9 protein-coding genes are annotated in these 10,442 nt (G+C 72.5%); 6 read left to right on the top strand and 3 right to left on the bottom strand.

Features of this window, described 5'->3' with window-relative positions; genetic code table 11:
- The 5 genes from WDV06_RS34015 to WDV06_RS33995 form a co-directional block, all read left to right on the top strand.
- Positions 1 to 197, top strand: a 197-nt coding sequence (locus WDV06_RS34015) for a hypothetical protein (RefSeq protein ID WP_395513680.1), incomplete at its 5' end; no start/stop codon positions are given.
- Complete coding sequence (locus WDV06_RS34010) at positions 175 to 2,028, top strand: LpqB family beta-propeller domain-containing protein (protein ID WP_463668234.1); 1,854 nt, start codon at positions 175 to 177, stop codon at positions 2,026 to 2,028. The genes WDV06_RS34015 and WDV06_RS34010, both read left to right, overlap by 23 nt.
- A 65-nt stretch (positions 2,029 to 2,093) precedes the next feature.
- Positions 2,094 to 2,804, top strand: a complete 711-nt coding sequence (locus tag WDV06_RS34005; protein WP_395513678.1) for a ComF family protein — start codon at positions 2,094 to 2,096, stop codon at positions 2,802 to 2,804.
- Positions 2,805 to 3,205: 401 nt separating this feature from the next.
- Positions 3,206 to 3,904, top strand: a complete 699-nt coding sequence (gene hpf, locus WDV06_RS34000) for a ribosome hibernation-promoting factor, HPF/YfiA family (RefSeq protein ID WP_395513677.1) — start codon at positions 3,206 to 3,208, stop codon at positions 3,902 to 3,904.
- Positions 3,905 to 4,091: 187 nt separating this feature from the next.
- Complete coding sequence (locus tag WDV06_RS33995; RefSeq protein WP_395513676.1) at positions 4,092 to 4,838, top strand: response regulator; 747 nt, start codon at positions 4,092 to 4,094, stop codon at positions 4,836 to 4,838.
- Between the two features lie 64 nt (positions 4,839 to 4,902).
- Here WDV06_RS33995 and WDV06_RS33990 read toward each other — a convergent pair whose 3' ends face one another.
- Genes WDV06_RS33990 through WDV06_RS33980 form a run of 3 tightly spaced genes read right to left on the bottom strand, consistent with a single transcriptional unit; the run spans position 4,903 to position 7,319 of the window.
- Positions 4,903 to 6,060, bottom strand: coding sequence for a winged helix-turn-helix domain-containing protein (locus WDV06_RS33990; protein WP_395513681.1), 1,158 nt, complete (start codon positions 6,058 to 6,060; stop codon positions 4,903 to 4,905).
- A gap of 15 nt (positions 6,061 to 6,075) precedes the next feature.
- The gene (locus tag WDV06_RS33985; RefSeq protein WP_395513675.1) at positions 6,076 to 6,705 is read right to left on the bottom strand and encodes a GNAT family N-acetyltransferase; all 630 of its coding nucleotides are present in this window, start codon (positions 6,703 to 6,705) and stop codon (positions 6,076 to 6,078) included.
- Between the two features lie 44 nt (positions 6,706 to 6,749).
- Entirely contained in the window at positions 6,750 to 7,319 is a 570-nt protein-coding gene (locus tag WDV06_RS33980) for a GNAT family N-acetyltransferase (protein ID WP_395513674.1), read from the bottom strand.
- 226 nt (positions 7,320 to 7,545) lie between these two features.
- On the opposite strand from WDV06_RS33980, the gene secA reads away from it, so the two are divergent.
- Positions 7,546 to 10,344: a preprotein translocase subunit SecA gene (gene secA / locus WDV06_RS33975; protein ID WP_395513673.1), complete on the top strand. Its 2,799-nt coding sequence runs from the start codon at positions 7,546 to 7,548 to the stop codon at positions 10,342 to 10,344.
- Positions 10,345 to 10,442 lie beyond the last annotated feature (98 nt).

Here is a 10,442-nt window from a genome sequence, read left to right as displayed (position 1 = left end):
CAGGCGGGCCCGGTGCCCACCCCGACACACGCGCCGAGCGCGCCGACCGCGACCCGATACCGCCCCGGCCGGCGGTCACCACCGCCCTGCCGGTGCCCGCCGACCCGACGGCGCTGCCCGGCAACGGCGCCCGCGTCGTGGCCCGGCCCGCCGACCAGGGCCCAGCACAGGAGGATGGAACCGGTGGAGGACGCTGAGCGCCGCGGACAGGCACGGCCGGTCCCGCCGAGGGGCGTCCGCCCGCTCCTGGCCCTGGGGGCCGCCGGGCTGCTCCTCGCCGGCTGCGCCTCCATGCCCGACCGCGGCGAGATCCGCCGGGTGGAGGCCTCCCAGGGCGTCGACTCCCAGGTACGGGTCTTCGGCGTGCCCCCGGCCGACAAGGCCAGCCCGGCCGAGATCGTCGACGGCTTCCTGGAGGCCATGACCAGCGACGACCCGCAGCTGGCCACCGCCCGCAAGTACCTCACCGAGGACGCCGCCAAGAACTGGAAACCCTCCTCGGCCGTCACCGTGCTCTCCGCCGGCCTCGACCGCGTCCCCGTCCAGGGCGAGAAGGACCCCGACGGGCCCCGCTGGAAGGTCACCGGCAAGAAGCTCGCCACCGTCGACGAGCGCAGCGCCTACCAGCCCGAGACCGGCGGCAGCCGCTACGAGGAGTACCTCCAGCTCGTCCAGGTCAAGGGGCAGTGGCGGATCGCCACCCCGCCCAGCAGCCTCGTGCTCAGCGAGTCCGACTTCCAGCGCATCTACAAGCCCGTCAACAAGTACTACTTCGCGGGCGGCACGCTCGTCGCCGACCCGGTGTACGTGCGCCAGCGCAGCGACCCCGACACGCGCATGGACCCCACCACCCTGACCGTGCAGTCGCTGCTGGCCGGCCCCTCCAAGTGGCTCGGCCCCGTCGCCTCCACCGCGTTCCCGACCGGCACCGAACTGCGCGAGGGCACCAAGTCCCTGGCCTACGACGGCCAGAACACCCTGCGCGTCCCGCTCAACGCGGCCGCCGAGAACGCCGCCCAGCCGCAGTGCCAGAAGATGGCCACCCAACTCCTGTACACCGTCCGGGACCTGACGGCCTCCCGGCTGGACCGGGTCGAACTGCTGCGCTCCGACGGCAAGTCCTCGCTGTGCTGGGTGACCGGCTCGAACGCGGCCAGCCTCGCCAACCGGCCGCTGCCGCCGCAGCACCAGTACTACGTGGACAAGGACGGCCGCCTCGTGCGGATGGTCCTCAACGCGGGCGCCGACGAGCAGCAGCAGGACAAGCCGGAGCCGGCCCCCGGCCCGCTGGCCACGGCCGCCGGGTTCAAGGTGGGCTCGGCCGCCGTCACCTACGACGAGAAGCGGGCCGCGGTCGTCTCCGACGACGGGCACGGGCTGTACGTCGTCACCCTGACCACCGCCGGACCGATGCCGCAGGCGCTGCTGACCAGCCGGACCGGCAAGCTCACCGCACCCAGCTGGGACGCCCAGGGCGACCTGTGGATCGCCGACCAGGACCCGCAGAACCAGGGCCTGTGGCGGGTGCCCGGCGGCACCGGCACCCCGCAGAAGGTGGACGTCGCCGGGCTGGACGGGGCGCGGATCAGCGGCCTGAAGGCCTCCTCGGACGGGGTGCGCATCGCGCTGCTCGTCGAGCGGGACGGCAGCCGCAAGAACCTCTACATCGGGCGGATCGAGCGGCCCGAGGGCAAGGGCGACGCCTCGAAGGTCTCGGTGCGCGAGCTGCGCCCGGCCGCTCCGCAGATGACGGAGGTGACGGCGATGAGCTGGGCGCCGCGCGGCCGGCTGCTGGTGGTGGGCCGCGAGAGCGGCGGCGTGGACCAGGCCCGCTACATGCTGGCCGACGGGTCGATGGTCGCGGCGAGCCTGCCCGGGGCGACCGGGCTGAGCGCCATCGCCGCCTCCGAGGACGAGGCGAAGCCGGTGGTGGCCTCCTCCACCGAGGACGGGATCGTGTGGCTGCCGCCGGGCGCCCAGTGGCGTACGGCGGCGGCGGGCGGCAGGGCGCCGGTCTACCCGGGCTGAGCCCGGCGCCCGGCCGGTTTTCCACAGGGGTCGCGCCCCGCGCGGGCAGCGGGCAGGGTGGAGGGGTGCGGGGGTGGTGGCGGGAGCTGGCCGGGCTGGTCCTGCCCGCCGACTGCGCGGGCTGCGGGGCCGCGCGCTCGCTGCTGTGCGGGGCCTGCCGCGAGGTCCTCGACGGCGCGGGTGCCGGGCCGGTGCGCCCGGCGCGGGGCGGCGCGGGCGGCGCTCTGCCGCCGGTGTTCGCGGCGGCCCGGTACGAGGGGCCGGTCCGGGCGGTCGTACTGGCCCACAAGGAGCGCGGCGCCCTGCCCCTGGCCGGCCCGCTCGGCGGCGCCCTCGCGGCGGCGGTGTCGGCGGCCCGCGCGGCGGGGGGAGGGGGCGGGGCGGGGGAGCTGGCACTGGTTCCGGTGCCGTCCGCGCGGCGGACGCTGCGGGCGCGGGGCCACGACCCGGCGCGCAGGCTCGCCCTGGCCGCGTCCCGGCGGCTGCGCGGGGCCGGCGAGCCCGCGCGCGTGGCCCCCGTGCTGCGGCTGCGGCGGCAGGTCGCCGACCAGGCCGGGCTGGGGGCCCGCGAGCGGCGGGAGAACCTGGCGGGGGCCCTGGAGGTGTGCCCGGACGGGGTGCGTCTGGCGGCCGGGGCGCGCATCGTGGTGGTGGACGACGTGGTCACGACCGGGGCCACCCTCGCGGAGGCGGCCCGGGCGCTGGGCGCGTCGGGGCTGTGGGCGCAGGCGGCGGCCGTGGTGGCGGCGCCGCCCGGATCGTTCACCCGGTCCTGATGCCAGGGCGCCGGTGGACGACACGTACAGAGCAAAAATCTTGTGAATAGATTTGGAACTGCTGGGGAATGCGCATCGTTGCAGGTAGTAAGAGGGACCAACCCCCTGGACGGAGGTAGGTTCCGGTAGCGGGTGCCGACAACCGGCATTGAGAGATATGTTCGGTTGTGAGGAACTGGCGATCCTTGGGCCCCTGGTATCGGAGCGCCGGTCCGCCCGTTTTGGAATCTTCGTGTCAGAGGGTGTCTCTCTACTCCGAAGTCGGTGGGGTGTAGATCTTGCCGATGGGGGAGGAGGAGGTGAAAGTCGCCAAGTCCGAGGCTCCGGTGCCCACCGGGGCCTGGTGCGAAAGGGAGACGCTTCGCCGCTCGTGGTGAAGGTCTCCGGGAACGGAGTTCTGCGTGGACATCGTCGTCAAGGGCCGCAAGACCGAGGTGCCCGAGCGGTTCCGCAAGCACGTGGCCGAGAAGCTGAATCCGGAGCGGATCCAGAAGCTCGACGCCAAGGTGATCAGCTTGGACGTCGAGGTGTCCAAGGAGCACAACCCGCGCCAGGCCGACCGTTCCGACCGCGTGGAGATCACCCTGCATTCGCGGGGCCCGGTGATCCGAGCCGAGGCCTCCGCCGGCGACCCGTACGCGGCACTCGACCTGGCTCAGGACAAGCTGGAGGCCCGGCTGCGCAAGCAGCACGACAAGCGATTCACCCGCCGCGGCACCGGACGGATCTCGGCGGCCGAGGTGGCCGACCGCGTACCGGGCGTCGCGACGCTCAACGGCAACGGCCAGCCGGTCGGTGAGGAGACCGAGGCCGGAATTCCGACCACCCGGATCGGATCCCTCGAAGTGCAGGGCGAAGGCCCCCTGATCGTCCGCGAGAAGACGCACTCGGCCCGGCCCATGTCGCTCGACCAGGCGCTGTACGAAATGGAACTGGTCGGCCACGACTTCTACCTGTTCGTCGACTCCGAGACCAAGATGCCGAGCGTCGTCTACCGGCGTCACGCCTACGACTACGGCGTCATCCACGTGGACCCCGACGGGGCGTCCAGCTCGGACGAGCCGGCCGTCGGCGGTGCCGGCGGGGCGCTCGGAGGCTGATCACCGATCCGTTGCCCCTGCGGAAGCCGCGGGTTTCCGCAGGGGCACCTGTATGACTCGTATGAGCCAAAGGGATTCCGCCAGACCCCCGCCGCAGGGTGCGGGCATGGAATCATGGCGGGCAGTCAACCGGCGGCCGCCCCCGCCGGGTTGGCCCAGCAGCTCGGTACATGCAGGGGGAGGAACGATGGCGGACGGCTTCGGGCCGGTGCGCGGGGACGACGGAGCCGACTGCCGTGCGGTGGAGGCGGCGGACCCGGCGGCGGCCGCCGGGGAGCCCATCCGGGTGCTCGTGGTCGACGACCACGCCCTCTTCCGGCGCGGGCTGGAGATCGTCCTCGCGCAGGAGGAGGACATCCAGGTCGTCGGCGAGGCCGGGGACGGCGCGGAGGCCGTGGACAAGGCCGCCGACCTGCTTCCGGACATCGTGCTGATGGACGTGCGGATGCCGCGGCGCGGCGGGATCGAGGCCTGCACCTCGATCAAGGAGGTCGCCCCCTCCGCGAAGATCATCATGCTGACGATCAGCGACGAGGAGGCCGACCTCTACGACGCGATCAAGGCGGGCGCGACGGGCTACCTGCTCAAGGAGATCTCCACGGACGAGGTCGCCACCGCCATCCGCGCCGTCGCGGACGGGCAGTCGCAGATCAGCCCCTCGATGGCGTCGAAGCTGCTGACCGAGTTCAAGTCGATGATCCAGCGCACGGACGAGCGCCGGCTGGTGCCCGCGCCCCGGCTGACCGACCGGGAGCTGGAGGTCCTCAAGCTGGTGGCGACCGGCATGAACAACCGGGACATCGCCAAGCAGCTGTTCATCTCCGAGAACACCGTGAAGAACCACGTCCGCAACATCCTGGAGAAGCTCCAGCTGCACTCGCGGATGGAAGCGGTGGTCTACGCGATGCGCGAGAAGATCCTCGAAATCCGCTGAGCCGGGTCGCTCCGCGGGGTGTCCCGGGGCTTCCCGGGTGTTGCCGGGCGCCGGCCGGCGGGCCTCAGTCCAGCCGGGCCAGCTCGGCGGTCACGGCGGCCGCCTCGGCGGCGTCCCGGGCCCGCTCCACGCGGACCGCGTCGCAGCCCACCCACTCCGCCGCCTCCCGCAGCGCCACCGCCATCGCCCCGGCCGCCTTCGGGGTGGTCAGGGAGAGCTGCCGGGCCACCAGCGTGCGCCCCTCGCGGCCCGGGTCGACCCGGCCCCGGAGCCGGCCGCCGGCCAGCAGGGGCATCGCGAAGTAGCCGTGTATCCGCTTCGGCTTCGGGACGTACGCCTCCAGCCGGTGCGTGAAGCCGAAGATCCGCTCGGTGCGGGGGCGGTCCCACACCAGCGAGTCGAACGGGGACAGCAGGGTGGTGCGGTGCCGGCCGCGCGGCTCGGACGCCAGCGCCGCCGGGTGGGCCCAGGCCGGCTTGCCCCAGCCCTCGACCTCCACCGGAACCAGCCCGGAGTCCGCGACGACCGCGTCGAACTCCTCGCCCTTGAGGCGGTGGTAGTCGGCGATGTCCGCGCGCGTGCCCACCCCGAGGGACCGGCCGGCCAGCGCGACCAGGCGGCGCAGGCACTCGCGGTCGTCGAGGTCGTCGTGGAACAGGACGTCGGGGACGGCCCGCTCGGCGAGGTCGTAGACCCGCTTCCAGCCGCGCCGCTCGGTGCAGACCACCTCACCGATGTCCAGCAGCCACTCCACCGCGATCTTGGTCTCGGACCACTCGAACCACTCCCCGCCGTTCTTGGCGCCGCCCAGCCCGGAGGAGGTCAGCGGGCCGTCGGCGCGCAGCCGCTCCAGCACGGCGGCCGTCGAGCGCTCCTTGTCCTGCAGGACGTGCCAGCGGTGGCCGCGGGCCCGGCGGGCCCGGCGGCGGAAGGCGAAGTGCGGCCACTCCTCGATGGGCAGGATGCACGCCGCGTGCGACCAGTACTCGAAGGCGTGGCTGTCCGACCAGTACGCCTTCTCGACGGCGTCCCGGCCGACCGCGCCGAGCCGGGCGTAGGGGATCAGCTCGTGCGACCGGGCCAGCACCGAGATGGTGTCCAGCTGCACGGCGCCCAGGTGCCGCAGCACCCCGCGGACACCGCCCTTGCGGTCGGGTGCGCCCAGGAAGCCCTGCGCGCGCAGCGCGATCCGGCGGGCCTCGTCGGCGGAGAGGGAGGTCATGGCCATTCCGCGAGCCTAGGGGGTGGCACTGACAACGGGGGCCCCGTCAGGTGCGGCCCCGTCCGGCTCGGACCCGTAGGGCAAGGACTCGGCGGGCAGCGGCGAGGGCAGGCCCAGGTCGGCCGGGAGCAGGGAGGCGACCCAGCAGTCCCGCAGGAGCCCGCGGTGCTCCATGCCCGCCCGCTGGACGCCCTCGAAGGTGAAACCCGCCTTCTCCGCGACGGCCCGGGAGGCGGTGTTGCCCAGCCCGGCCCGCCACACCAGCCGGACGCAGCCCAGCTCGGTGAAGGCCCAGCGGGCCACGGCCAGCAGGGCCTCGGTCGCGTAGCCCTTGCCACGGTGGCCGTCGACGGCCCAGAAGCCGACCTCGTGTGCGTGGTTCCCGGCGGGGACCAGCCCGAGGGTGGCCACCAGCGGGCCGTTCGCCCCGAGCCGGGCGACGAGGTTGAACTCGCTGCCCTCGCGCCAGCGCTCGGGCGCGGCGCGCGTCACGTACTCCTCGGCGTCGGAACGCCCGTACGGGACGGCCACGGGGATCCAGCGGGCGATGGCCGGGTCCTGGCAGGCGGCGTACGTCTCGTCGACGTCGGAGGGCAGGTGCGGGCGCAGCACCAGGCGCTCGGTGGTGAGGCTGATCGGTTCCATACCCCGGATTCTGGACGCAGGCGCAGGTCAGGGGCGAGGAGGTTTCAGCGGGCCGGCAGGTACGGCGGCCGGGAGGGCAGTGCGAGGTCCGAGGGGAGCAGGCCGGCGACCCAGCAGTCGCGCAGGGTGCCGCGCAGGTCGAGCGCGGCCCGCAGGACGCCCTCGACGCGGAAGCCGGCCTTCTCCGCGACCGCGCGGGAGGGCGCGTTGCCGACGGCGGCGCGCCACTCCAGGCGGCCGGCGCCGACCTCCGTGAACAGCCAGCGCGCCACGCGGTCGACCGCCTCGGTCGTGTAGCCGCGGCCCCGGTGCTCCTTCGCGGTCCAGTAGCCGATCTCGTACGCGCCCGGGCCGCGCACGTGCACGCCGACGGAGGCGACCAGCGGGCCGTCCTCACCGAGCCGCACCGCGAAGGCGTACTCGCGGTCCTCGCGCCAGGAGGCGGGGCTGATCTCGCTCACCCAGGCCCGTGCGTGCTCCCGCTCGTAGGGGGAGGGGACGACGGTCCAGCGCTGGATCTCGGGGTCCTGGCAGGCGGCGTACACCTCCTCCGCGTCACAGGGGGCGAAGGGGCGAAGGGACAGCCGGGCGGTGGTCAGGGCGAGGGGTTCCATGAACGGATTGTGTCGGCGCCGGGTAACCCGGGCGAGGGGTTTTCGTGCGCACCGGCACCCAATGGCTCCCCCGTACGTTCTCATTCCGGGCGCCCGTGCCCTGCGGACACGGCGGACCTCCCGACGCGACCACGTCCTCGCTTACGATGGCCGTTGCGGTGGGGCCCACCTGCCGTGCCCGGCTACGTAAAGTGCCCAGGCCCGACCGGCAAGGAGACCAGCCTCAGTGTCCGTCCTCACCAAGCTCATGCGTGCAGGCGAAGGCAAGATCCTGCGCAAACTGCACCGCATCGCGGACCAGGTCAACTCCATCGAAGAGGACTTCGTCAACCTCTCCGACGCCGAGTTGCGGGCCCTCACGGACGAGTACAAGCAGCGCTACCAGGACGGCGAGAGCCTCGACGACCTGCTCCCCGAGGCCTTCGCGACCGTCCGCGAGGCCGCGAAGCGCGTCCTGGGCCAGCGGCACTACGACGTCCAGATCATGGGCGGTGCCGCGCTGCACCTCGGGTACGTGGCCGAGATGAAGACCGGTGAGGGCAAGACCCTCGTCGGCACGCTGCCCGCCTACCTGAACGCCCTGTCGGGCCTGGGCGTCCACCTGATCACGGTCAACGACTACCTCGCCGAGCGCGACTCCGAGCTGATGGGCCGGGTGCACAAGTTCCTCGGCCTGGAGGTCGGCTGCATCCTGGCGAACATGTCGCCGGCCCAGCGCCGCGAGCAGTACAACTGCGACATCACGTACGGCACGAACAACGAGTTCGGCTTCGACTACCTGCGCGACAACATGGCCTGGTCGAAGGACGAGCTGGTCCAGCGCGGCCACAACTTCGCCGTGGTCGACGAGGTCGACTCCATCCTCGTCGACGAGGCCCGTACCCCGCTGATCATCTCCGGCCCGGCCGACCAGGCCACCAAGTGGTACGCGGACTTCGCCAAGCTGGTCACCCGCCTGACCAAGGGCGAGGCCGGCCAGCCCCTCAAGGGCATCGAGGAGACCGGCGACTACGAGGTCGACGAGAAGAAGCGCACCGTCGGCATCCACGAGGCCGGCGTCGCCAAGGTCGAGGACTGGCTCGGCATCGAGAACCTCTACGAGTCGGTGAACACCCCGCTCGTCGGCTACCTGAACAACGCCATCAAGGCGAAGGAACTGTTCAAGAAGGACAAGGACTACGTCGTCATCGACGGCGAGGTCATGATCGTCGACGAGCACACCGGCCGCATCCTCGCCGGCCGCCGCTACAACGAGGGCATGCACCAGGCGATCGAGGCGAAGGAAGGGGTGGACATCAAGGACGAGAACCAGACCCTCGCCACGATCACCCTCCAGAACTTCTTCCGCCTCTACACCAAGCTGTCCGGTATGACCGGTACGGCCATGACCGAGGCCGCCGAGTTCCACCAGATCTACAAGCTCGGCGTCGTCCCGATCCCGACGAACCGCGCCATGCAGCGCAAGGACCAGCCCGACCTCATCTACCGCACCGAGGTCGCCAAGTTCGCCGCCGTCGTCGACGACATCGCGGAGAAGCACGAGAAGGGCCAGCCGATCCTCGTCGGTACGACGTCGGTCGAGAAGTCCGAGTACCTCTCCCAGCAGCTCTCCAAGCGCGGCATCCCGCACGAGGTCCTCAACGCCAAGCAGCACGAGCGCGAGGCCGCCATCGTCGCGCAGGCGGGCCGCCGCGGCGCCGTCACCGTCGCCACGAACATGGCCGGCCGCGGTACCGACATCAAGCTCGGCGGCAACCCCGACGACCTCGCCGAGGCGGAGCTGCGCCAGCGCGGCCTCGACCCCGAGGAGCACATCGAGGAGTGGGCGCACGCCCTGCCCGACGCCCTCGCGCGGGCCGAGGCGGCGGTGAAGGCCGAGTTCGAGGAGGTCAAGGAGCTCGGCGGCCTGTACGTGCTGGGCACCGAGCGCCACGAGTCGCGCCGTATCGACAACCAGCTGCGCGGCCGCTCCGGCCGTCAGGGCGACCCGGGCGAGTCCCGTTTCTACCTCTCGCTCGGCGACGACCTGATGCGGCTGTTCAAGGCCCAGATGGTCGAGCGCGTCATGGCCATGGCCAACGTGCCGGACGACGTCCCGATCGAGAACAAGATGGTGACGCGCGCGATCGCGTCCGCCCAGTCGCAGGTCGAGACCCAGAACTTCGAGACGCGCAAGAACGTCTTGAAGTACGACGAGGTCCTCAACAGCCAGCGCGAGGTCATCTACGGCGAGCGCCGCCGCGTCCTGGAGGGCGAGGACCTGCACGAGCAGGTGCGCTTCTTCATGGACGACACCATCGACGCGTACATCGCCGCCGAGACGGTCGAGGGCTTCGCCGAGGAGTGGGACCTGGACCGGCTGTGGGGCGCCTTCAAGCAGCTCTACCCGATCAAGGTGACGGTGGAGGAGCTGGAGGAGGCCGCCGGCGACCGCGCGGGCATCACCGCCGAGTTCATCGCGGAGTCCGTGAAGGACGACATCCACGAGCAGTACGAGGCGCGCGAGGCGGCCCTGGGCGCCGACGTCATGCGCGAGCTGGAGCGGCGCGTGGTCCTGTCCGTGCTGGACCGCAAGTGGCGCGAGCACCTCTACGAGATGGACTACCTCCAGGAGGGCATCGGCCTGCGCGCGATGGCCCAGAAGGACCCGCTGGTGGAGTACCAGCGCGAGGGCTTCGACATGTTCAACGCCATGATGGAGGGCATCAAGGAGGAGTCCGTCGGCTACCTGTTCAACCTGGAGGTCCAGGTCGAGCAGCAGGTCGAGGAGCTCCCGGTGCAGGCCGAGGCGCCGTCGCTGACGAAGGAGCCCGTGCCGTCGGCGCGCCCGGAGATCCGCGCCAAGGGGCTCGACGCCCCGCAGCGTCCGGACCGCCTGCACTTCTCCGCCCCGACCGTGGACGGTGAGGGCGGCGTGGTCGAGGGCGACTTCGACGCCGACGAGGCGGGCGCCGGAGACGGCCTGACCCGCGCGGAGCGCCGCAAGGCCCAGAAGGCCTCGGGCGGGCGACGCCGCAAGAAGTGACCCGCCGGAACGCGGGTGGGAGCCGGGGGGGGGGGGGGGGGGGGGGGGGGGGGGGGGGGGGGGGGGGGGGGGGGGGGGGGGGGGGGGGGGGGGGGGGG

It is taken from the genome of Streptomyces racemochromogenes (assembly GCF_044129415.1).
Taxonomy (GTDB): Bacteria; Actinomycetota; Actinomycetes; order Streptomycetales; family Streptomycetaceae; genus Streptomyces; species Streptomyces racemochromogenes_A.
Note: the sequence above shows the minus strand (reverse complement) of the source record. Positions and strands in the feature narration are given on the sequence as shown.

Coding starts and splice junctions, on each gene's coding strand:
- WDV06_RS34010 (WP_463668234.1), top strand. CDS start 175: ATGGAACCGGTGGAGGACGCTGAGCGCCGCGGACAGGCACGGCCGGTC.
- WDV06_RS33990 (WP_395513681.1), bottom strand. CDS start 6,060: ATGACCTCCCTCTCCGCCGACGAGGCCCGCCGGATCGCGCTGCGCGCG.
- WDV06_RS33995 (WP_395513676.1), top strand. CDS start 4,092: ATGGCGGACGGCTTCGGGCCGGTGCGCGGGGACGACGGAGCCGACTGC.
- WDV06_RS33985 (WP_395513675.1), bottom strand. CDS start 6,705: ATGGAACCGATCAGCCTCACCACCGAGCGCCTGGTGCTGCGCCCGCAC.
- WDV06_RS33980 (WP_395513674.1), bottom strand. CDS start 7,319: ATGGAACCCCTCGCCCTGACCACCGCCCGGCTGTCCCTTCGCCCCTTC.